This window comes from Streptomyces sp. NBC_01304 (genome assembly GCF_035975855.1).
In the GTDB taxonomy this organism is placed as follows: Bacteria; Actinomycetota; Actinomycetes; order Streptomycetales; family Streptomycetaceae; genus Streptomyces.
The window spans coordinates 8,199,873-8,222,528 of record NZ_CP109055.1; the positions used below are offsets into that span (position 1 = coordinate 8,199,873).

A 22,656-nucleotide genomic window follows, 5' to 3' on the forward strand; every position below is an offset into this window, starting at 1 on the left:
TGGCTGCGGCGAGGTGCGTCGACATCGGCTCGCCGCCCATCCCCACCTCGGCGTAAGGCCGTTGACGGTACGTGGACCGGGGGCCCCTATGCAGGCCGGCCCCCCACCCGCTCGACGGCCGAAGCCCCCGCCCGGCACCCCTCTGCCGCTGCCTGCACATCCGTCGCACCCGCCAGCCGCGCCGCCAGGAAGGCGCCGGTGAAGGCATCGCCCGCCCCCGTCGTGTCCCGTGCGGTCGCGGGCACCGCGGGGACGCGCTCGCACACCGCGCCGGAGCGGGACACCAGCACACCCTCCGCGCCCTGGCTGGCCACGACCAGCGGAAAGACCCGGCTCAACTTCGCCGCCGCGTCCTCGGCATCCGGCAACCCGGTGAGCAGCGCGGCCTCGTCACGGTTGGGCAGCAGCACCTCGACCCCCGAGGTCGCCGCCAGGAAACGGTCCACGCCCCACTCGCCGAGAAACCCCGCCGAAGCCGGATCCACGCTCACCGGCACCCCACGCGCGCGTGCCTGCGAAAGGGCCAGCCCGGCGAGCGCCCGACTCGGCTCGGCGAAGAAGAGATAGCCGGACAGGTGCAGATGCCCGACGCCGTCGAGCAGGTCCGGCGACCAGTCGTCGGGCGACAGCCGTAACGCGGCACCGCTGTCGGTCAGGAACGTACGCTCCGCGGTGGCATCCACCAGGCAGACCACCGTCCCGGTCGGCGCTTCGGGGTCGACGACGAGCTGCGTACGCACCCCGGCCGAGCGCAACGCCTCCTCGTGCCACGACGCCGACTCGGCCCCGACCCGCCCCAGCATGCGCACCTCTGGGGCACCCCAACGGGCGGCCCAGCAAGCCACGTTGGCGCCCGCGCCGCCGGGGACGAGACGGATCGCGGCGGCCGTGTCGGTGCCGGGTGCCAGCGGCTGACGGTGCCGGGCGACCACGTCCGTGACGACGTCTCCGACGACAAGGAGCGCCCCGCCCGGTGCGGCCCCCGAGGTCATGACGCCGACCAGGCCGCGGCGATCCGGGCGGCAAGGCGTACGTTGCCGCGTACGGCTGCCAGATTCGCGCGCAGCGATGCCCCGTCGGTATGCCGCACCAAGTGGTCCAGGAGGAACGGGGTCACTGCCTGTCCTGTGACGCCCCGCTCCGCGCACGCGCGCAGCGCCTCGTCCAGCACGCGTGCGTGCAGCGCGGGATCGAGCTGCTCGTCCTCGGCCACCGGGTTGGCGACGATCAGTGCCGCCTCGGGTCCGCCGAGCCGGTCCTGGGCATGCAGGACCACGGCGACCTCGGTGGGGGAGCACAGCGTCCAGTCCACCGGATGCCCCGAGTCGGCGAGATAGAAGCCGGGAAAGCGGTCCGTACCGTAACCGGCGACGGCAACGCCGAGCGTCTCCAGGCGCTGCAGCGTCGCCGGGACGTCCAGGATCGACTTCACTCCCGCGCAGACCACCGCGATCCTGGTCCGGGCGAGCAACCCCAGGTCCGCCGACTCGTCCTGAGTCGTGGTCCACTCCCGGTGCACCCCGCCGAGGCCCCCGGTCGCGAACACCCTGATGCCCGCGCGGGCCGCGAGGAACGCCGTCCCCGACACGGTCGTGGCCCCGCTCGCACCTGCCGCCACGGCAGGTGCCAGATCGCGGTGTCCCAGCTTGCGCATGCCCTCGTCGTTGGCGACCCGCTCGAGCTGCTCCTTGTCGAGCCCCACCCGCGCCCGCCCGTCCAGGACGGCGATCGTCGCGGGGACGGCGCCCTGCCCGCGCACCAACGTCTCCAGTTCCAGGGCGACTTGCAGATTGTCCGGGCGTGGCAGCCCGTGCGCGATGATCGTGGATTCCAGGGCGACCACCGGGCGCCGCTCCTCCACGGCCTCGCGAACCTCGTCCGACACCACCAGCACGTGTACGCCTCCCATCGCCGCGGTTCTCCTCATCCCTGGCGAGGACGACCGCCGCCCAAACCCACTCGGCGGACCAACCCTTGCGAGCGGGACCGGACGAGCAGCAGCCTTGGTCCCATGACGGACACCACACGCCTCGACCATGTCGTCCTATGGGTGGGCGATCCGCTCGCCGCCGCGGAGTTCTACGAGAGGTCGGTCGGCCTGACACCGCTGAGGGTTGCCGAATTCGCCGACAAGGAGGTGGCGTTTCCCTCGGTGCGGCTCAATGAGGAGACCATCTTCGATCTTGCGCCCCGGGAGATGGCGCCGCGCATGAACGTCGTCCCGGGCGCGGACGCCGCCGCCGGGCATCCCGTCAACCATGTCTGCATCGCCCTGGGTGCCGAGGAGTTCGACGCTCTGCACGCCCGGCTGAGTGACCACGGCGTGCCCCTGTCCGACCTCGGGCACGGCGCTTTCGGCGCCTGCGGTGCGGCACGGCGCAGCTTCTACTTCCGCGACCCGGACGGCAACATCTTCGAGGCCCGGCACTACGACTGAGCCGGCGATCGTGCGTGCCCGCGCCTCGACCGAGGCGCGGGCACACACGCGTGAAGCGTGAAAGCCGGGCACGCACGCGTACGCGCGCGTGGAGCGCGATCAACGCGTACGACCCGAGCACGCCCAGCCGCACTCAGACGGGGCGCACCCCGTCCAGCGCACCATGCGGATCGAGCACATACTTGCGGCTCGCCCCCTGGTCGAACTCCGCGTAGCCGCGCGGCGCGTCCTCGATGCCGATCACCGTCGCGTTCACGGCCTTCGCGATGTGCACGCGCTCGTGCAGGATCGCCTTCATCAACGCGTGGTGGTAGCGCATCACCGGGCACTGCCCCGTGGTGAAGCGATGGCTCTTGGCCCAGCCGAGCCCGAGGCGCACCTTCAGCGTCCCGGTGCGCGCGTCCTGGTCTACGCCACCGGGGTCGTCGGTGACGTAGAGCCCGGGTATGCCGAGGGCGCCGCCTGCCTTCACCACGCCCATCAGGGCGTTGAGCACGGTTGCCGGGGCCTCGGGAGCGCTCGGCCCGTGCGCCCGTGCCTCGAAGCCGACCGCGTCGACCGCCGCGTCCACCTCGGGCTCGCCGAGGATCTGGGCCACTTGCTCGTCCAGGTTCCCGCGCTGCAGGTCGACCGTCTCGCACCCGAAACTCCGTGCCTGCGCGAGGCGTTCGGCATTCAGGTCGCCCACGATGACCACGGCTGCGCCGAGGAGCTGCGCGGAGGCGGCGGCCGCCAGACCGACCGGGCCCGCCCCGGCGACGTACACCGTGGACCCCACCCCGGCGCCCGCGGTCACGGCGCCGTGGAAACCCGTCGGGAAGATGTCGGACAGCATGGTCAGGTCGAGGAGCTTGGCGCGCGCGGCCTCCCGGTCGGGGAAGCGCAGCAGATTGAAGTCCGCGTACGGCACCATCGCGAACTCGGCCTGCCCGCCGACCCAGCCGCCCATGTCGACATAGCCATAAGCTGCCCCGGGGCGCGCCGGGTTGACGTTCAGGCAGATGCCGGTCTTGCGCTCCTTGCAGTTGCGGCAGCGGCCGCAGGCGATGTTGAACGGAACCGAGACGATGTCCCCGGTCTCCACGGTCTCGACATCGGGGCCGCGTTCGATCACCTCACCGGTGATCTCGTGCCCGAGCACCAGCCCCTCGGGTGCGGTGGTGCGGCCGCGCACCATGTGCTGGTCGCTGCCGCAGATGTTGCTGGCGAGGACCTTGAGGATCACACCGTGCCGGCACTTCCTGCCGACATTGTCGGGTGCGACACCTGGTCCGTCCTGGAGTTCAAGCGTCGGGTAGTCGATCGTCCTGACCTCTACGGCTCCCGGCTTGAGATATGCGACTGCCCTGTTTCCGCTCATGGCTCGCTCGCCGTCCCTTCGGCTGTCGGCAGCGGATGCTCGGCCTGTTCGCACGGCGGAGTCTGCTACCGCCCACGGGGTCCGGCCAGGGGGCGCGTACGAGCTAGCGTGAGCTCATGCCCGAGCCCCTGCCCCTGCCCCTGCCCGAGCCCGAGCCCACGGTGCGGTCCTTCTACGACGAGCTGGCCGCCGACTATCACCTCAACTACGCCGACTGGGAGGCGAGCACGGTCCGCCAGGGCGTCGCGCTCGACGCGCTGATCCGCGCAGAATGCGCGGGCGAGGGGATGTACGGCACAGAGGGGATGTACGGCACAGAGGGGACGTACAATACAATCGACGGCACACGCGGTGGCGCGTACGACGTCCTCGACTGCGCCTGCGGCATCGGCACCCAGGCGGTGGGGCTCGCCCTGCGTGGCCACCGGGTGGCCGGCACCGATCTGAGCCCCGTCGCCGCCGCACGCGCGCGTGCCGAGGCGGCACGACGCGGTCTCACGTTGCCGACGGCGGCCGCCGACATGCGTGAACTGCCTTTCCGGGACGGCTCCTTCGACGTGGTCGTCTGCGCGGACAACTCGTTGCCCCACCTGCTCACGGCGCAGGACGTGCTGGCCGCCCTGCGGGAGATGCACCGGCTGCTGCGCCCCCAGGGGCTGCTGCTGGTCTCCACACGCGCGTACGACGCGATGTTGCGTGAGCGGCCGCTCGCCACGCCGCCGGCTGTCAGCTCGCGGCCCGAGGGCCGGGTGGTCACCTTCCAGTTGTGGCACTGGCACGAGGACGCCGAGCGCTACGACCTCGAGCACTTCCGTCTGCTGGCCGACGGGGACGCCTGGATCACCCGCTCGCTGCGCACCACCTACTGGGCGCTCGGCCGGGAGGAGTTGAGCCGCCTCGCGAGGGACGCGGGGTTCACCGGGGTCACCTGGCACGAGCCTGAGCGCAGCGGGTTCTTCCAGCCGCTACTGACCGCCCGGCGAGGGCCGGCCCGACGGCGCCCCCTAGAGTGACCGGCCATGACAACTGATCATGCTCCGGCCGGGCAGGCAGCCCCTGCCGCACCTGTCGAACCCGCCGCCCCCGCTTCCTTCGTCGTGCACATCCCCGACGCCGAACTCGAGCCGGAGCCGCTCGCTACGGAACAGATCGTGTCCGGCACCCCCGAGGTGACCGGCAAGGTGTTGTGGGAGTCGGCGGACGGCCGACAGCTGCGCGGCATCTGGCAGATCACCCCCGGCGTGGTGACCGACACCGAGGCCAATGAGCTCTTCGTGGTCGTCAGCGGGCGCGCCACGATCGAGGTCGAGGGCGGCGACGTACTGGAGGTGGGGCCGGGCGACGCGGCGGTCCTGCGCGAGGGCGACCGTACGACGTGGACCGTGCACGAGACGCTGCGCAAGGCCTACCACATCAGCCTTTAGCGCCCTCCGGGCCCTTCTGGGGGCGTGCGGAGCGCAGCGCGAACCCGGCCAGCGGCAGCAGCAGAAGAGCCGCGATCAGGTTGAGCCAGCCGTAACTGGCCTGCGCCACCACCAGGCCCGCCACCGCTCCGCCGATGCCCGCCGCGGTGTTCATCGTCAGGTCGGAGAGGCCCTGGGCGGCGGCGCGGGCCTGCTGCGGCACGGAGTCGGTGAGCAGCGCCGAGCCGGAGACCAGGCCGGCCGACCAGCCGAGTCCGAGCACGAAGAGTCCGACGGCGGTCTGGGCGTGGCTGGGCCCCGCGGTGCCCGCGAGGGCCGCCGCGCAGGCGAGCAGGCCGACGGACAGGCCGATCACCGCGAGGCGGCCGAGCCGGTCGGACAGCCAGCCCATGACCGGTGAGAACGCGTACATGCCGAGGATGTGGCCGCTGATGACCAGGCCGATCAGATCGATGCTCGCCCCGTGGTGGCCGAGGTGGACCGGCGTCATCGACATGATCGAGACCATGGCGGTGTGCGAGACGGCGACCGTGGTGAGCGCGAGTCTGGCGCGCGGCGACGCGGTCACCGCGGCGAATCCCGCGCGCAGGGAGCGGCCTTCGGCCGACTGCTCGTCGGCGGGCGCGAGCGCACGCGCGGTCAGCAGGGGATCAGGACGCAGCAGTACGGCGACGGTGACGGCCGCGACGAGGAACACCCCCGACGCCCAGAGGAAGGGCCCCGCGGCCTGCGGGATGCCAAGGCCGGAGACGCTGTCGCCGGCAGGGGCGGCGATGTTGGGGCCGAGGACCGCGCCGATGGTCGTGGCCCAGACGACCGTGGAGATGGCGCGGCCGCGGCGCTCCGGCGCGGCGAGGTCGGCGGCGGCGAAGCGGGCCTGCAGGTTGGCGGAGGAGGCGGCTCCGAATCCGGCCATGCCGATCAGGAGGAGCGGAAAGCTCCCGAGCACCGCCGCCACGACGACAACACCCGCGCCGAGCGCGCCGATCAGGTAGGCGAGGACCAGGCCCGGCCTGCGGCCCCGCGCGGTCATCAGGGCGGCCAGCGGGACCGACAGGAGAGCGGTGCCGGCCACGGTCGCCGTCGGGGCGAGGCCCGAAAGGGCTTCGGTGCCGCTCACTTCCGTGGCGAGGACTGCGGCCAGGGCGATGCCGGTGGCGACGCCCAGACCGCCGAGTATCTGGCTGGCGATCAGCACGGCGTTGGTACGTCGGCGGAGCGCGGGCAGCCGGTCCGGCTCGACGGCTATGAGGGGGCGGTCGGTGGCGGTCATCGGGTGCGGGTCCCGCAGCGGGCCGGTCCGGAGGGGGTGGAGGTCACCGGCGCAGTGTGTCAGGGGGTACGGGCGAAGGAAACGGGGTTTCGCGGAGGGCTGGGAGAGCGGGGCCGGTCTCCCGCCTGTCGGTGAGCGCCACGCACTGCGGTCCGGCCCGGCGGCGCGGTGCAGCACCGCCCAGGTACGGCAAGGGCTACTGCGGCCGCCCCTAGGCGCAGAAGCTGCCGCCCTCTCAGAACTGCCGCTGCCGTCCCCTCGGCACAGAAGCTGCCGTCCCCTCGGCACAGCGGCTGCGTCCTCTCCGGACAACCGCTGCCGCGCCCTCAGAACAACGGCTGCGGCAGCACCCCTTCCAGTGCCAGCAGTTGCCGCTTCGTCTCCAGGCCGCCGCCGAAGCCCCCGATCCCTCCGTCGCTCTCCACCACCCGGTGGCAGGGCACCACGACCGGCAGGGGGTTCGCGCCCATGGCGACCCCCACCGCCTGGGCGGCGCCGGGCTGACCCACGCGCGCGGCCAGGTCGCCGTAGCCGACCACCGAGCCGTACGGCACGCCGGCCGCCAGCTCGCGCAGGACCTCGCGGTTGAACCCGGTGATCAGCGTCCAGTCGAGGTCGAGCGTGAACTCGCGCAGCTCGCCCGCGAAGTAGGCTGTCAACTGGCGTATCGGCTCCGCGAGGCGTGGTGAGCCGGGAGCCTCGACGGGGTCGCAGCCGAGCCGGGCCGCCAACTGCTCGAGGGTCTTGTCGCGCACGCGCGCGTCGGCGTGAAAGGCCACCTTGACCAGGCCGTCGCGCGTCGCGGCGAGAAGGAGGGGACCGATGTCGCTGTCGACGACGGCCCACTCGGCGCCCTGGCCGGTGGTCTGCGGATCACGCGGATCACGAGGAGTGTTCACGCAGACCACCGTACGACCGAGCACTGACAAAGCTCCTCACCAGGAGGAACCGCCGGCATCGCCCTTCACCGGGCGAAACCGTCGGCAACACGCCTCATGGGGAGGGACCTCGCCGCAGAGGAGCGTCAGTCGTCCTCGCCGCTCACGGCCTTGCGCACCACGTCCGGCGTGTTCGTGATGATCCCGTCCACCCCGAACCCCGCCGCGCGCACCGCGCTGGGGGCGTCGTTGACCGTCCAGGTGAAGATCTCCAGGGGCTTGTGGCGCGGGCCCTTCAGGGCGTGGATCGCGGCCACGTAATCCGCGGAGATCGTCGTGTGGGTCGAGTTGATCTGGTCCGCGAACTCCGCGTACTTGGGCAGATCCGCCACCGCCGGGGTGCCGAGGAAGCCGGTCTTGATGTCGGGGCGCTGTTTGTGCACTTCCTTCACGCTGTCCGCGCTGAAGCTCTGGATCACCAGCTTGCTCTTGATGTGGTGCGGGTCGAGCCAGCCGGTCTTCTTCAGGACGCGGAGCGTGTCCGTCTCGATGCCCGGGTAGAGCTCCGGCTTCTTGATCTCCAGGATGAGCTTCTGGTGGTTGTGCCGGACGCGGTTCATGTACTGGGTGAGCGTCGGCACGCGCGCGCCGGCGAACTTCGGATCGAACCAGCTGCCCGCGTCCAGCTGCGCGATCTCAGCCGCCGTGAAGTCCTTGATCTTCCAGGGGGCGCGGTCCGGGAAGACCTCTTCGACGTTCGTCGTGCGCTTCAGGTTGTCGTCGTGGACGATGACCAGCTCGCCGTCCTTGGTGCGCTGCACATCGTTCTCGACCCAGCGGAAGCCCATGTCGGCGGCCAGATCGATGGCCGCGAAGGTGTTCTCCGGGGCGTACGCCGAGGCGCCGCGGTGCGCGACCACCAGGGGTCTGTCGGTGTCGGTGGCGGTCTGTGCGGTGGCTGTGGAGGCGTGGGCGGCGGAGGTGGGGAGCAGGAAGGCGCAGACTCCCATGACTGCGGCGGCGGTTGCTGCGGCAGAGCGTGCGTACACGTGAACTCCTCGCGTCGACAGGTGCGCGGACCGATCGAGGGTGTCAGCCGTGGGCCAACGGAACATAGGGGCAGGATGGACACACGTTGAACGGAGTTGCCCAACCGAGACCGAGGATGTCGCGCGCCTAGGATTCTTTGCCGAATAATCGGTCGTACGTTCCTCAGGGCGCTCTAATCTCGGCTCAACCATGTCCGCTACGGCGGCGGTTGCACGGGGGCTCAGGGGCATTCCAGGGCGAATCAGGGTGGAAGGGCATACCGCGCATGCAGGGCACGGTCGACGGATTCAGTTATGGCCTGGTGACGCCGGTGGTGGCGTACCTCATGGCCTGCCTGGGGGGTGCTCTCGGTCTGCGCTGCACCACCAGGTCGCTGCTCGTGGAGCACTCCTGGCGGCCGGGCTGGCTCGCGCTCGGTTCTGCCGCGATCGGCTCCGGCATCTGGACCATGCACTTCATCGCGATGATGGGCTTCAAGGTCAAGGAGGCGCCGGTCCACTACGACGCCCCCACCACCTTCGCCAGCCTGGGCGTCGCGATCGTCATGGTGGGCATCGGGATCTTCATCGTGGGATACCGCGGGGCGACCGTGATGGCGCTGTTCACCGGCGGCACGATCACCGGCCTTGGCGTCGCTTCCATGCACTATCTGGGAATGGCTGGAATGCGTCTGCGCGGCACGCTCCAGTACGACACCCTCACGGTTGCCGCGTCCGTGGTGATCGCCGTGGTCGCCGCGACGGCCGCCCTGTGGGCCGCCGCCCAGGTTCGCGGCATCCTCTGGAGCCTGGGCGCGAGTCTTGTGATGGGCTTGGCGGTGAGCGGCATGCACTACATGGGCATGGCGGCCCTCAAGGTCCAGCTGCACGGCTCGGTGGGCTCCACGTCGGGGGACTCCCCGGCCGAGCTCCTCGCGCCCATGATGATCGGGCCGCTCGCCTTCCTGCTCCTCGCCGGAGTCGTCGTGATGTTCGACCCGCTCATGGTGATGGGAAAGCCGGACTGGCAGCGCGGCGACGTACCCGCGCAGCGCGGCCCGGCCCCCGCTCCGGCGCGGACGTCGCCGCCGCCGAGAGGCGCCGGTCACCGCCAGGAGTGGTGATCACGACCCCGTTGTCAGTGGGGGGTCGTACGGTGGTTCCATGCGGCCCGAAACCAAGATCGAACGCTCGGTGGCGCCTTTCGAGGTCGTCAGCCCCTTCCAGCCCAGTGGCGACCAGCCGACGGCCATCGCCGACCTGGAGCGACGCATCCGCGCAGGTGAGAGGGATGTGGTCCTGCTCGGTGCGACCGGCACGGGCAAGTCGGCCACCACCGCGTGGATGATCGAGAAGCTCCAGCGCCCGACCCTGGTCATGGCGCCGAACAAGACCCTCGCGGCCCAGCTGGCGAACGAATTCCGCGAACTCCTGCCGAACAACGCGGTGGAGTACTTCGTCTCGTACTACGACTACTACCAGCCGGAAGCGTACGTTCCGCAGTCGGACACCTACATCGAGAAGGACTCCTCGATCAACGAGGAGGTGGAGCGCCTGCGCCACTCCGCGACGAACTCCCTGCTCACCCGCCGGGACGTCGTCGTGGTCGCCTCCGTCTCCTGCATCTACGGCCTCGGCACGCCGCAGGAGTACGTCGACCGCATGGTGCAGCTCAAGGTCGGCGACGAGATCGACCGCGACCAGCTCCTGCGCCGCTTCGTCGACATCCAGTACACGCGCAACGACCTGGCGTTCACCCGCGGCACCTTCCGGGTCCGCGGCGACACCATCGAGATCTTCCCGGTGTACGAGGAGCTCGCGGTCCGCATCGAGATGTTCGGCGACGAGATCGAGGCGCTGTCCACGCTGCACCCGCTCACCGGCGAGATCATCAGCGACGACCAGTCCGTGCACGTCTTCCCGGCCACGCACTACGTGGCAGGCCCGGAGCGCATGGAGAAGGCGGTCAACGGCATCGAGAAGGAGCTCGAGGAGCGCCTCGCCGAGCTGGAGAAGCAGGGCAAGATGCTTGAGGCCCAGCGGCTGCGCATGCGCACGACGTACGACATCGAGATGCTCCGCCAGATCGGCTCCTGCTCCGGCGTCGAGAACTACTCGATGCACTTCGACGACCGTGAGCCCGGCACCCCGCCGCACACTCTCCTCGACTACTTCCCGGACGACTTCCTGCTCGTCCTCGACGAGTCGCACGTCACGGTGCCGCAGATCGGCGCCATGTACGAGGGCGACGCATCCCGCAAGCGGACCCTCGTCGACCACGGCTTCCGGCTGCAGTCCGCGCTCGACAACCGCCCGCTGAAGTGGGAGGAGTTCCAGGAGCGCATCGGCCAGACCGTCTATCTGTCGGCGACCCCGGGCAAGTACGAACTCTCTCGTGGCGACGGCTTCGTGGAGCAGATCATCCGCCCCACCGGGCTCGTCGACCCCGAGGTCGTGGTCAAGCCCACCGAGGGGCAGATCGACGACCTGGTGCACGAGATCCGCACCCGCGTCGAGAAGGACGAGCGGGTCCTGGTCACCACGCTCACCAAGAAGATGTCGGAGGACCTCACCGACTACTTCCTCGAACTCGGCATCCAGGTGCGGTACCTGCACAGCGACGTCGACACGCTGCGCCGGATCGAACTCCTTCGCGAGCTGCGCGCCGGTGAGTACGACGTACTGGTCGGCATCAACCTTCTCCGCGAGGGCCTCGACCTGCCCGAAGTCTCACTGGTCGCCATCCTCGACGCCGACAAGCAGGGCTTCCTGCGCTCCGGTACCTCGCTGATCCAGACCATCGGCCGCGCCGCGCGCAATGTCTCCGGCCAGGTTCATATGTACGCGGACACGATCACCCCGGCGATGGAGAAGGCCATCGACGAGACCAACCGGCGCCGGGAGAAGCAGATCGCGTACAACAAGGAGAAGGGGATCGACCCGCAGCCCCTGCGGAAGAAGATCAACGACATCGTGGCGACGATCGCCCGCGAAGAGGTCGACACAGAGCAGCTCCTCGGCAGCGGCTACCGCAAGTCCAAGGACGGCAAGAGCGCCAAGGCCCCGGTGCCCTCGCTCGGCAACCCCAAGGCGGGATCCGCCAAGTCCGCCAAGGGCAAGGCGAAGGAGACCGTGCCGACCGACCGCCCCGCCGCTGAATTGGCCGAGCAGATCGAGGAGATGACCGACCGTATGCGCGCCGCCGCCGCCGACCTGCAGTTCGAGGTGGCCGCCCGGCTGCGTGACGAGGTGTCGGAGATGAAGAAGGAACTGCGTCAGATGAAGGAAGCCGGCCTGGCCTGACGCCAGGAATTGCCTCCCCGCTCGTCGTGGATCAGCCTGCGGCCGAAGGGACGTGGCGGTGTGTTGCAAGACCGCCACAAATCCCGGACCGGGGTGCGGCACTGTCAGTGGCACTGCGTAGGGTGCAGGACAACCGCATACACAGGCGGTTGTTGGGGATTGTTCGAGAGGGGACAGCGCGTGACGGTCAACATGACCAAGGGTCAGGCCATCAGCCTGCAGAAGAACGACGGGGGCACCCTGACCGCGGTGCGCATGGGGCTCGGCTGGCAGGCGGCTCCGCGCCGCGGCCTCTTCGGCTCGCGCACCCGGGAGGTCGACCTCGACGCCTCGGCGGTGCTCTTCGCGGACAAGCAGCCCGTGGACGTCGTGTTCTTCCGCCACCTCGTCAGCGACGACGGCTCGGTCCGGCACACCGGTGACAACCTGGTCGGCGGCGTCGGCCAGGGCGGCGACGACGAGGCGATCCTCGTCGACCTGCAGCGCGTCCCGGTGCACATCGACCAGATCGTCTTCACGGTGAACTCCTTCACCGGCCAGACCTTCCAGGAAGTGCAGAACGCGTTCTGCCGCATCGTCGACGAGACCAACGGCCAGGAGATGGCCCGTTACACGCTCGACGGCGGCGGCCAGTACACCGCCCAGATCATGGCCAAGGTGCACCGCGCGGGCAGCGGCTGGAACATGACGGCCCTGGGCACCCCGGCCAACGGCCGGACCTTCCAGGACCTGATGCCGTCGATCCTGCCGCACCTGTAAGACAGTTGGCAGTTGTCCGTACGCAGCTCCCGGAGGCAGGCGCCACCCGGGAGCTGTGCCGCACCACGGCGAACGCAGCACCGCGAGCCCTGGTGAACACAGCACCACGCGCGTGGTGAGCACAGCACTACGAGGGGGACGAAGGCGATGACGGCCGAGCTGGTCAGGGGGCAGAACCACGCCCTGCCCCAGACCCGTCTGGAGATCCGGGTGTCGGCGGGTCAGCCGATCGTGGCGGGCGCGACGCTCAGCGATGAGCAGGGCAAGGTGCGCGGCACCGAGTGGATCGCCCATCCCGCCTCGCCCCAGCTGCCCGGCCTCGAAGTGTCCAAACAGGCGGCGGCCGACCACCGGCTGGCCGTCGACCTGGGCGCGCTGCCGGACACGGTGGACCGCGTCAACGTGCTGCTCGCCCTGCCCGTCGGGGTCGGCGGCCCGGTCCGCTTCGGGGCCATTGCCGCGCCCTTCGTCGCCGTGACCGGACTCGACGGTTCCGAGGTCGCCAGCTACACCATCACCGACCTGGACTCCGAGTCCGCGGTCGTCGCCATCGAGCTCTACCGCAGGCAGGCCGCGTGGAAGGTGCGCGCCGTCGGCCAGGGGTACGCGGGCGGCCTCGCCGAGATGCTCAACGACCAGGGCCTGCCCGGCGCCCGCGAGATCGCCGGACAGATCCTGGACGCCGTGGCCGGCGGGATGGCCCGTTCCGTCTCCGCCCCGCCGCCGCGCACGGCGGACGGCGACAGGGTGCGCCGTGGCGCACCGGCCCACGGCTCCGAGCCCACCCCGGGCGGCCAGGCGACCCAGCCCGCCCCCGGCCCGCAGGGCATCGGCGGCCCGGCGGGGTCCGGCACACCCGGAGCCGGCGACGTACCGCCCCCGCAGTCGCCCAACGTGCCGCCCCAGCAGCCCGCCCCGGCCGCGACGGGCCCGATCAGCTACGCGCACCCCGGCCGCCAGACCACCGCACCCCCGCCGCCCGCGCCCACCGCGCCCCCGGCCCAGCCCGGACAGCCCGCCCAGCCCGTCGCGGGCGATGCCACCGGCTGGTCCATGGAGGAGCGGCTCTACAACCAGGTCTGGGGCATGTTCGAGGACCTGGCCCGCACCACCGCGGCCTACCGCAGTGCCGTCGACTTCGCCGAGTCCCGCATGGAGCAGGAGCTCGACAAGGTCCTGTCCGACCCGCGCAGCCGTATCGGCAACCAGGGCGACGCGGCCCGCGAGGCCGCCCAGGCCAAGCGCACCCAGCTGGTCGACCAGGCCAGGCAGGCCCTCGACCGCGACCTGGCCCAGCTCACCGCCGAGGTCCAGGTCGTCGAGCCCGCCCTGCCCGCGGCCTTCGCCTCCTGGGACAACCCGGTCTGGCATGCGTACCGCGTTCCCATGGAGGTCCCGATGGCCCTGCGCCTCGGCGATCTGCATCTGCCCGAGAGCCCCGAGCTGCGCATCCCGATGCTGGTCAGGCTGCCCCTTGAGCGCGGGCTGTGGATCGACAGCGGTCGCTCCGCGTCGTCGGCCACCGCCTCCATCGCCGACAGCGACGAGCTGCGCCGCCTCGCCATGGACACCGCCGTGGCCATCGCCGCGCGCCTGCTCGCGGTCTACCCGCCCGGCGACTTCACGCTCCACGTCATCGACCCGGCCGGTACGGCCGCGGGCTCGCTCGCCCCGCTGCTGCAGTCCGGCGCGCTCACCACGCCGCCCGCCGCGGGCGCCGCCGGGGTCACGGACGTTCTGGCGAAGCTCACCGAGCGCGTCGACCTGGTGCAGATGGCCATCCGAGCGGGGGCGACCGACTCGCTCCCGCCGGACCTCGACACCGCCGAGCAGCTGCTCATCGTCCATGACTTCCCGCACGGCTTCGACGACCGGGCCGTGACCCAGCTGCGCTATCTGGCCGACGAAGGGCCCAGCGTCGGCGTACACCTGCTGATGGTCGCCGACCGTGAGGACGCCGCGGAGTACGGCCCCGTCCTCGACCCGCTGTGGCGCGCCCTGCTCCGCCTCACCCCGGTACCCGACGACCACCTGGCGGACCCGTGGATCGGACACGCCTGGACGTATGAGCCCGCGCTCACCCCGCCGGGCAGCCAGGTGCTGCAGCAGGTCCTGAACCAGCTGGCCGCGGCCCGCCGGGAGTGGCGCCGCTGACGCGCGCCCGATCCAGTTCGACCGCGAAGGGCTCCTCGGCCTACGAGGGGCCCTTTGGCGTTTCGGCTCCGGAGCTTTGACCCTGGCGCCCTGAGCTGCGAACTTGGGCTGCGCTTTACCTTTCCCTTTACCTTTCTTTAGCTACCGGGTAATGTTCGCGGTGCGGAGGGGAGTACTCCCGACTGCGATGTGCCCGTCAATACGGACCTGTTCGGGTCCCGGGACATCGGCCCGAGCGAGAGGTGACGAAGCCTCGGGTGGAAGAGACCTCCGGCAGCGACGACGCTGGTATTTGTGCCGTTACGTACTGCCGGAGGCGCAGTGGATGTTTCCCTGACCCTGTGGGTCATCACGATCGTGGGCCTGTGTGCCCTTATTGGTGCCGACTTCTTCATCGGGCGTAAGCCCCATGACGTGTCCATCAAGGAAGCCGGGATCTGGACGGTTGTCTGGATCGTGCTGGCCGCACTCTTCGGTATCGGCCTGCTGATCTGGGGCAACAGTCAGGCCGCGGGTGAGTTCTTCGCGGGCTACATCACCGAGAAGTCGCTCAGTGTCGACAACCTCTTCGTCTTCATCCTGATCATGGCGAAGTTCTCGGTGCCGTCCCATCTGCAGCAGCGGGTGCTGCTCATCGGCGTGCTGATCGCCCTGGTCCTGCGTGCGATCTTCATCGCCGCCGGTGCCGCGATCATCGCCAGCTTCTCCTGGGTCTTCTACATCTTCGGTGCGTTCCTGATCTACACCGCCTGGAAGCTCATCCAGGAGGCGCGGGCCGACGAGGAGGAAGAGGGCTGGGAGGAGAACAAGATCCTCAAGTCGATCGAGAAGAAGTTCGGCGTCGCGGACAAGTACCACGGCACCAAGCTGTTCGTGGTCCAGGCCGGCAAGAAGGTCATGACGCCGCTGCTCGTCGTCATGCTGGCGATCGGCATGACCGACATCCTCTTCGCGATGGACTCGATCCCGGCGATCTTCGGCCTGACCCAGGACCCGTACATCGTCTTCACCGCGAACGCGTTCGCCCTGATGGGTCTGCGACAGCTGTATTTCCTCATCGGCGGCCTGCTCAGGAAGCTGGTCCACCTCAGTTACGGCCTGTCGGTCATCCTCGGCTTCATCGGCATCAAGCTGGTGCTGCACGCCCTGCACGAGAACGGCGTGGGGGTCCCGGAGATCTCCATTCCGGTCTCCCTGGGCGTCATCTGCGGCGTGCTGGTCATCACGACCATCACCAGCCTGATCGCCTCCAAGAAGCAGGCCGAGGCGGAAGCTGTCGCCGACCGGCCCAAGGACGACATAGAGGCCTGATCCGCATAGAGGCCTGACCCACCCGGGACTCACCCCGTCCCCACCCGGCAGCCCGCCCACACGCCCCCGCGTGTAGGCGGGCTGTCGACCGTTTGTCGACGGCCACTGAGAGCGTCCTCCGCATGACGTACGACGACACCGCACCCCGCACCTCCGGCCTGCCGCTCCGCCTCATCGAGGTCGCCCGGACCCGCCGCATCACCCCAGGCCTGGCCCGTGTCACCTTCACCGGACCCGACCTCGCGGACTTCCGCCTCGACGCACCCGACCAGCAGGTCAAGCTGTACTTCCCCAAGCCGGGCCAGACCGTCCCGCGCCTCCCGGAGCCGGACGCCGACGGCGATCTGATGCGCTGGTACGCCGCGTACAACGCCATCCCCGAAGACGTACGCCCTTGGATGCGCAGCTACACCGTGCGCGCCCACGACCCGCAGCAAGCGACGATCGACATCGACTTCGTCCTTCACGGCGAAGGCCCGCACGGCGAAGGCCCGCACGGCGAAGGCCCGCACGGCGAAGGCCCGCACGGCGACGGTGCGGACACCGTCGAAGGACCCGCCACACGCTGGGCCCAGACCGCCCGGCCGGGCGACCGGCTGGGCATGTTCGGCCCCTCCGCCTACTTCGCCAAGGACCTGCCCCTCGGCACCACCGACTGGACGCTCCTCGCCGGCGACGAGACTGCGCTGCCCGCGCTCGGCACGATCATCGAGGCCCTGCCCGAAGCGGCCCGCGCGGTCGCGTTCATCGAGGTCGCCGACGCCGCCGAGCAGCTGCGCTTCGAGACGCGCGCCGACCTCACCGTGCACTGGCTGCACCGCGGCGGTACGCCGCCCGGCCGCAGCGACGTACTCCTGGAAGCCGTACGCGCCGCGGATTTTCCCGAGGGCTCGGTGTACGCCTGGCTGGCGGGGGAGTCGGGGTCCGTGCGTGCTCTGCGTCGGCATCTGGTCGACGAACGCGGCCTCGCCAAGCCGTCGATCGACTTCGCCGGCTACTGGCGGCTCAGACTGACCCAGGACGACGCCCCCACCGAGGCCGACCTGGCCGATGTGGCCGAACTCCTGGCGCAGGCCCGCCAGCAGTAGCCGTCAGCGACAGCCGCCGGCGGTAGGTGCCAGCAGTAGGTGTCACACCAGGTCGGCGGCCTCCCGCACGGACAGGTCGCCGCCCTCCGCATAGGTGCGGCGGTACGTCCCCTCGTCGAGCGCCGCCCGCAGCGCCGCCTCGGCCCGCTCCCGTGGCTCCGCCTGATCGGGGAACGGCCGGAACCCGAGGCCCCCGCCGGCCGTGCCGCGGTCGAACGCCCCGAGCAGTCGTGCCCCGTCCTCGCCCGTGCCGAGCGCCGCCTTTGCCCAGGCGGCGCACAGGAATTGGTCGATGACGAGGTGCGGCGCGACAAGATACGTCACGCTCGACATCCGGCGCACGGCCTCCTTCAGGCGCCGCTCGGCGCGCGCGAACTCCCCGTCCAGGCAGTCCAGCCAGCCACGCACACCGGCCAGCGCGCCGACGAACAGCTCGGGCGAGTCGGGCGGGAAGGCCCGCTCCAGTGCGTCCAGTTGCTCATGGGCGGCGCCGGTCCGCCCGCTGCCGCCGTAGTGCTGGGCGAGGAGCAGCCGGGCGGTGCTGAACGGCTCGCCCCCGAACCGGTCCGCATCCCGGGCCGCATCGAGCAGCAGCCGCTCGGCGCCGTCCCGGCCGGCCCTGTCGACGGCGGTACGCAGTCGGACCTGCGCCAATCTGGCCTGGAAAGCCGGTACTTGGCTGTGCGCGCCGATGCGTGCGGCGCCTTCGAGCGCGCCCTCGAAGTCCCGCGCCGCGTCCGCGTACCGACCGTGCCGCACGGCCGCCTCGCCACGCGCGGACAGCGATTCGGCGATGCCCCAAGGGTCCCCGGCCCGCTCGAAGGCCCGCAGCGCCTCATCGGCGTCTCGCCCGGCGCGGTCCAGCGCATCCGGGCGGTCGTACAGCAACTTCGCGCGCATCAACAGCGCGTAGCCCAGATCCCAGCCGAAGTCCCGGGCGCCGTCGGCCTGCCCCGAGGTCAGGACCAGTGCACGGCAGTCGGCGACGACGGCGTCCATCGTCTCCTCGAGCCCGGTGAGCCCGCCCGTCATCAGCCGCGCGAAGTACCACATGGAGCCCGGCTGTCGGCAGGTCTGCGGCTGCCCTCGCCGGTACGCAGCGACGATCCGGCCCAACTCGGCCTGCGCTCCCGGGTCCGCCAGGGCGTCGCCGGCACCCGCGTGGCTGGTGGCGCGCACCACGAGGTGCACCCCGCGCCGCGCCTCCCACAGCTGTTCCTCGTCCCAAGGCGGTGGTTCGTCCGTGCATCTGGCGCCCAGCGGTGCGGCGACCCGCAGGGGTTCGGCGAACGGATCGGGCCCGAGCCCGGCGACCGCGCCCGACCACTGGAGGGCATCCGCCTGATGCCCGCGCAGCTGCCAGAACCAGCTCATGGACAGCGCCAGACACAATCCTTCCTGCTCCTCGCGCAGCTCAACTGCTGTGCGCAGCGCCGCCCTCACGTTCCCGTGCTCGGCCTCGAAGCGGGTCAGCCACCGTGCCTGCCGCGGGCCGCGCAGCTCCGGCTCGCCCGTACGCATCAGTTCCCGGTACGCGATGAGATGGCGCCGCGCCACGGCCTCCCGCTCCCCGGCCTCGGCCAGGCGCTCGGCCGCGTACTCGGCGACGGTCTCGAGCAGCCGGTACCGCATGCCGTCCGGTCCGTCCGGTACGGCGATCACCAGCGACTTGTCGACAAGGGAGGCCAGTGCCTGCACGACATCCGCCCCGGCCCCGCACACCTCTTCGGCCTGCTCCAGGGCGCACCCGTCCGAGAACAGCGCGAGCCGCCGCAGCACCGTGCGCTCGGCGGCGTCGAGCAGATCCCAGGACCAGTCGACCACCGCGCGCAGCGTCTGCTGCCTGGGCAGCGCCGTCCGGCTGCCGCCGGCGAGCAGCCGGAACCGGTCGTCCAGCCGGTCCGCGAGCTGGCGGGCGGTGAGCGCCCGCAGCCGCGCCGCGGCCAGTTCGACGGCCAGCGGAAGCCCGTCCAGGCGTACGCAGATCTCGGCGCACGCCTCGGCATCGTCCTCGATGCGGAACCCGGGGCGCGCGGCGGCCCCGCGCTCGCCGAGCAGCAGCAGTGCCACGTCCTTCGGCAACGGCTCCACGGGGCGCACGATTTCGCCGGGCACGCCGAGCGGCTCGCGGCTGGTGGCCAGGACCGTCACCCCGGGGCAGGAGGTGAGCAGGGCCTGCGCCAACTCGGCTGCGGCGCCGATGACATGCTCGCAATTGTCCAGGACCAGGAGCATGCGGCGCCGCCCGCACTGCTCCACCAGCTGGGCCGGCGGGTCGCGGACCGCGGCCGTCGCCAGCTCGTCGGCCGCCCCCGCGCCGCGCACCGCCGTCTCACGGGCGCCGAGCGCGGTGAGTGCCACCTCTGCCACGCCCTGCACAGCCTCCGTCGAGCGCGGTGCGGTCCCCGGCGCGTCCTTCTCCGGCTGTACTGCGGCCAGTTCGACCACCCATACGCCGTCGGGCCAGGCCTCGCGCACGGCTTCGGCGGCTTCCAGGGCGAGGCGTGTTTTGCCCACGCCGCCTGGGCCGAGCAGGGTCACGAGGCGTTGCTGTCTCAACTCCTGTGCCACGGCGGCCAGTTCCGTCTCGCGCCCCACGAAGGAACTCAGCCGGGCGCGCAGGTTGCCGCGCACGGCCCTGGTGTGGGGAGTCCTCGATCGCGGACCGGTCGATTCCGGTGCGGGACGGGCTGTCGGGTTCAGCAACTCGGCGTGCAATTGCCGCAGTTCAGGCCCAGGATTCGCCCCGAGGCGCGCCACCAGCAGCCGTCGCGTCTCCTCGTACGCCGCGAGGGCCTGCGCCGACCGGCCCGCGTCCCGCAACGCCCGCAGCCGCAGCGCCTGCACCGGTTCGTCCAGCGGAGCCTCGGCGGCAAGCGCCGCCAACTCGTCGAGGGCGGCCTCGGCGCGGCCCAGGGCCACCTCGGCCGCCAGCCTGCCCCGCCTCGCCTCGAAGCGCCGACGCTCGGCCCGGACGACCGCCGGATCCTGTGCCCGGCCCGGCAGATCGAGCAGCGCGGGCCCCCGCCACAGCGCCAGCGCCTCCTCGAAGAGCCCGGCCGCCGGGCCTGCCTCACCTCCGTCGAGCGCCCGAGTCCCCTCCCCGGCAAGGCGCTCGAAGCGGAACAGATCGACGTCGTCCCGCTCGGCCACCAGCCGGTAACCGCCCGGCACCGAGGCCACCGCCTGCGTCCCGAGCACCCTGCGGAGCCGCCCCACGAGCGCCTGCAGCGCCTTCACCTGGTCCGCGGGCGGCTCCTCCTCCGGGGACCAGACTTGCGCGGCCAACTGCTCCAGGGGCACCGCCCGCCCGCAGGACACGGCCAGGGCGGCCAGCAGGGCACGCAGCCTGGCCCCGCCCAGCGGAACGGCCGTGCCGTCCCGGCGCAGGGCCTGGGTGGTGCCGAGTACGAGGTAGCGGTGGGTCACCAGACCATTGTCGAGGCAGGCACTGACAATCGGTCGGTCCCGCACGGCCCGCGCAGCCCGTCCGGGCCGTCCGCTCAGGCCGTTGCGGGCTCCGTCACCGTCACCGGCCGGGTCTCCGGAAGGAGCGCGAAGCAGCCCAGGCTCAGCAGGCATACGGCCGTCAGATACGCCGCCACACCCCACGGCACGCCACTGGTGCGCCCCGCCACCGCCGTGGCCACCATCGGGGTGAGCGCGCCGCCGAGCACCCCGCCCAGGTTGTAGCCGACCGCCGCGCCCGTGCAGCGGACCCGGGGCTCGTACAACTCCGGCAGATACGCGGCCAGTACGGCGAACATCGCGATGAACGCGAGCAGCGCGAGCAGGAAGCCGGAGAACATCAGCAGCGGCTGCGCGGTGTGCAGCAGCGCGATCATCGGGAACATCCACAGTGCGGCAGCCGCCGCTCCCACCAGGCAGACCGGCCGCCGCCCGAAGCGGTCGCCCAGCATGGCTGCGAACGGCGTGGTGATCCCCTTCACGGCGACGGCGGCCATGATGCAGGTCAGCATGACGGTCCGGCTCACGCCCAGGTGCTCGGTCGCGTACGACAGTGACCAGGTGGAGACCGTGTAGAAGATCGCGTATCCGGCGGCCATCGCCCCGGCCGTCAGGAGCACCAACCTCCAGTGCTCGCGCGCCACTTCGACGAGCGGCACGCGCGCGTGCTCGGTGACGTCGAGGAACTGCGGGGTCTCGGTCAGCGAGTGCCGCAGCCACAGCCCGGCCACGGCAAGGACTCCGGCCACCCAGAACGGCACCCGCCATCCCCAGGACGTGAACTGCGCGTCGGTGAGCGTCGTCGACAGGGCGAGCAGCACGCCATTGGCGAGCAGGAACCCGACGGCGGGCCCGATCTGCGGAAAGCTCGCCCAGAGGCCGCGCCGCCCGGCCGGCGCGTGCTCGGCGGTGAGCAGCACGGCGCCGCCCCACTCACCGCCGAGCCCGAGGCCCTGCAGAAAGCGCAGCGCGAGGAGCAGGAGCGGGGCGGCCACTCCGATCGAGCCGTAGGTGGGCACACAACCGACGGCGACCGTCGCGCCCCCGGTGAGCAACAAGGAAGCGATCAGTACCGGGCGCCGCCCGCGCCGGTCCCCGATGTGCCCGAACAGCACCGAGCCGAGCGGCCGCGCGATGAACCCGACCCCGAATGTCCCGAAGGCGGCGAGGGTTCCCGCCAGCGGCGAGAACGTGGGAAAGAAGAGCGGGCCCAGAACCAGGGCGGCCGCGGTCCCGTAGATGAAGAAGTCGTAGAACTCGATGGCGGTCCCGGCGAGCGAGGCGGCCGCGAGCCGGGCCATGGACGGGGCGGAGGCCTGGGGCGGGGCCTTGGGGGCGGGGGACTCGGAGGGTGTCGACACGTCGCGCATGACGCGTCAACTACCCGCTGCGACCAGCGGTTACGGGGGCGCATGATCGTGAACGGGTCGCGCCGCGGGGGCGTGCCGGCCGCCCCATGGCCGCACGCGCGCGCGTCTCCTGGGACGAGGCACGCGCGCGTGCGGTGCGTCTACCAGCCGCGCGTGCGCCACTCGGCCAGCTGCGGACGCTCCGCGCCGAGCGTGGTGTCGTCGCCGTGGCCCGGGTACACCCAGGTCTCGTCCGGCAGCGTGCCGAAGATCTTCGTCTCGACGTCGTCGATGAGCGAGGTGAACGCCTTCGGGTCGCCCCAGGTGTTGCCGATGCCGCCCGGGAACAGGCAGTCGCCGGTGAAGACGTGCGGGGGCCCGTGCGGGTCGTCGTAGACCAGCGCGATGGAACCGGGGGTGTGGCCGACCAGATGGCGAGCGGTGAGCTCGACGCGGCCCACGCGGATCGTGTCCCCGTCCTCGACGGGCACGTCGGTCGGCACCGGGATGCCCTCCGCGTCGTACCGGCCCGCATAGGTACGCGCGCCGGTCGCGTCGACCACCTCCTGCAGCGCGCCCCAGTGGTCGCCGTGCCGGTGCGTGGTGACGACGGACGCGATGCCGCCGTCACCGATCAGCGTGAGCAGGGTCCTGGCCTCGGCGGCCGCGTCGACGAGGAGCTGCTCGTCGGTGGCGCGGCAGCGCAGCAGGTAGGCGTTGTTGTTCATCGGGCCCACGGCGACCTTGGAGATCATCAGGCCCTCGAGCTCATGCACATCCGCAGGTCCGCCGACCTTCACCGCTCCTGTGTACGTCATACGCCG

General features: G+C 71.3%; 18 protein-coding genes. 9 read left to right on the forward strand and 9 right to left on the reverse strand.

Annotated features, from left to right (window positions below; genetic code table 11):
- Positions 1–86 precede the first annotated feature (86 nt).
- Positions 87–992, reverse strand: coding sequence for a carbohydrate kinase family protein (locus OG430_RS36450; RefSeq protein ID WP_327356919.1), 906 nt, complete (start codon positions 990–992; stop codon positions 87–89).
- Positions 989–1,894 (reverse strand): pseudouridine-5'-phosphate glycosidase, encoded by a 906-nt coding sequence (locus OG430_RS36455; protein WP_327359382.1) that lies wholly within the window; start codon positions 1,892–1,894, stop codon positions 989–991. The genes OG430_RS36450 and OG430_RS36455 overlap by 4 nt, the downstream gene beginning before the upstream one ends.
- Positions 1,895–2,011: 117 nt before the next feature.
- Here OG430_RS36455 and OG430_RS36460 point away from each other — a divergent pair, with 117 nt between their 5' ends.
- Complete coding sequence (locus OG430_RS36460; RefSeq protein WP_327356920.1) at positions 2,012–2,437, forward strand: VOC family protein; 426 nt, start codon at positions 2,012–2,014, stop codon at positions 2,435–2,437.
- A 133-nt stretch (positions 2,438–2,570) separates the two neighbouring features.
- Here OG430_RS36460 and fdhA read toward each other — a convergent pair whose 3' ends face one another.
- Positions 2,571–3,797: a formaldehyde dehydrogenase, glutathione-independent gene (fdhA, locus tag OG430_RS36465; RefSeq protein ID WP_327356921.1), complete on the reverse strand. Its 1,227-nt coding sequence runs from the start codon at positions 3,795–3,797 to the stop codon at positions 2,571–2,573.
- Between the two features lie 116 nt (positions 3,798–3,913).
- On the opposite strand from fdhA, the gene OG430_RS36470 reads away from it, so the two are divergent.
- Both OG430_RS36470 and OG430_RS36475 read left to right on the forward strand, forming a co-directional pair.
- A complete protein-coding gene (locus OG430_RS36470; RefSeq protein WP_327356922.1) occupies positions 3,914–4,810 on the forward strand; it encodes a class I SAM-dependent methyltransferase in 897 nt (298 codons plus the stop codon).
- 6 nt (positions 4,811–4,816) lie between these two features.
- Positions 4,817–5,221, forward strand: a complete 405-nt coding sequence (locus OG430_RS36475; RefSeq protein ID WP_327356923.1) for a cupin domain-containing protein — start codon at positions 4,817–4,819, stop codon at positions 5,219–5,221.
- On the opposite strand, the gene OG430_RS36480 is transcribed toward OG430_RS36475, so the two are convergent.
- The 3 genes from OG430_RS36480 to OG430_RS36490 form a co-directional block, all read right to left on the reverse strand.
- Positions 5,211–6,494 carry an MFS transporter gene (locus OG430_RS36480; protein ID WP_327356924.1) on the reverse strand — a complete coding sequence of 428 codons (1,284 nt, stop codon included), beginning with the start codon at positions 6,492–6,494 and terminating at the stop codon, positions 5,211–5,213. The genes OG430_RS36475 and OG430_RS36480 overlap by 11 nt on opposite strands.
- Before the next feature lie 326 nt (positions 6,495–6,820).
- Positions 6,821–7,393: a methylated-DNA--[protein]-cysteine S-methyltransferase gene (locus OG430_RS36485; RefSeq protein WP_327356925.1), complete on the reverse strand. Its 573-nt coding sequence runs from the start codon at positions 7,391–7,393 to the stop codon at positions 6,821–6,823.
- A gap of 125 nt (positions 7,394–7,518) precedes the next feature.
- A complete protein-coding gene (locus tag OG430_RS36490) occupies positions 7,519–8,421 on the reverse strand; it encodes a glycerophosphodiester phosphodiesterase (RefSeq protein ID WP_327356926.1) in 903 nt (300 codons plus the stop codon).
- Between the two features lie 266 nt (positions 8,422–8,687).
- Between OG430_RS36490 and OG430_RS36495 the strand changes: the two genes are divergently transcribed.
- From OG430_RS36495 to OG430_RS36520, 6 genes are all read left to right on the forward strand, one after another.
- Positions 8,688–9,524, forward strand: coding sequence for an MHYT domain-containing protein (locus tag OG430_RS36495; RefSeq protein WP_327356927.1), 837 nt, complete (start codon positions 8,688–8,690; stop codon positions 9,522–9,524).
- 40 nt (positions 9,525–9,564) lie between these two features.
- Entirely contained in the window at positions 9,565–11,703 is a 2,139-nt protein-coding gene (gene uvrB / locus OG430_RS36500; RefSeq protein ID WP_327356928.1) for an excinuclease ABC subunit UvrB, read from the forward strand.
- A gap of 180 nt (positions 11,704–11,883) precedes the next feature.
- On the forward strand, positions 11,884–12,462 hold the full coding sequence (locus OG430_RS36505) for a TerD family protein (RefSeq protein ID WP_327356929.1): 579 nt from the start codon (positions 11,884–11,886) through the stop codon (positions 12,460–12,462).
- Positions 12,463–12,609: 147 nt separating this feature from the next.
- The gene (locus tag OG430_RS36510; RefSeq protein WP_327356930.1) at positions 12,610–14,616 is read left to right on the forward strand and encodes a TerD family protein; all 2,007 of its coding nucleotides are present in this window, start codon (positions 12,610–12,612) and stop codon (positions 14,614–14,616) included.
- A gap of 321 nt (positions 14,617–14,937) precedes the next feature.
- On the forward strand, positions 14,938–15,927 hold the full coding sequence (locus tag OG430_RS36515; RefSeq protein WP_327356931.1) for a TerC family protein: 990 nt from the start codon (positions 14,938–14,940) through the stop codon (positions 15,925–15,927).
- Positions 15,928–16,049: 122 nt separating this feature from the next.
- Positions 16,050–17,015 carry a siderophore-interacting protein gene (locus tag OG430_RS36520; protein WP_327356932.1) on the forward strand — a complete coding sequence of 322 codons (966 nt, stop codon included), beginning with the start codon at positions 16,050–16,052 and terminating at the stop codon, positions 17,013–17,015.
- Positions 17,016–17,057: 42 nt separating this feature from the next.
- Here the strand turns inward: OG430_RS36520 and OG430_RS36525 are convergent, their stop codons facing one another.
- The 3 genes from OG430_RS36525 to OG430_RS36535 form a co-directional block, all read right to left on the reverse strand.
- Positions 17,058–20,444 (reverse strand): BTAD domain-containing putative transcriptional regulator, encoded by a 3,387-nt coding sequence (locus OG430_RS36525; protein WP_327356933.1) that lies wholly within the window; start codon positions 20,442–20,444, stop codon positions 17,058–17,060.
- 74 nt (positions 20,445–20,518) lie between these two features.
- On the reverse strand, positions 20,519–21,784 hold the full coding sequence (locus OG430_RS36530; RefSeq protein ID WP_327359383.1) for an MFS transporter: 1,266 nt from the start codon (positions 21,782–21,784) through the stop codon (positions 20,519–20,521).
- 209 nt (positions 21,785–21,993) lie between these two features.
- The gene (locus OG430_RS36535) at positions 21,994–22,650 is read right to left on the reverse strand and encodes an MBL fold metallo-hydrolase (RefSeq protein WP_327356934.1); all 657 of its coding nucleotides are present in this window, start codon (positions 22,648–22,650) and stop codon (positions 21,994–21,996) included.
- Between the last annotated feature and the right edge of the window lie 6 nt (positions 22,651–22,656).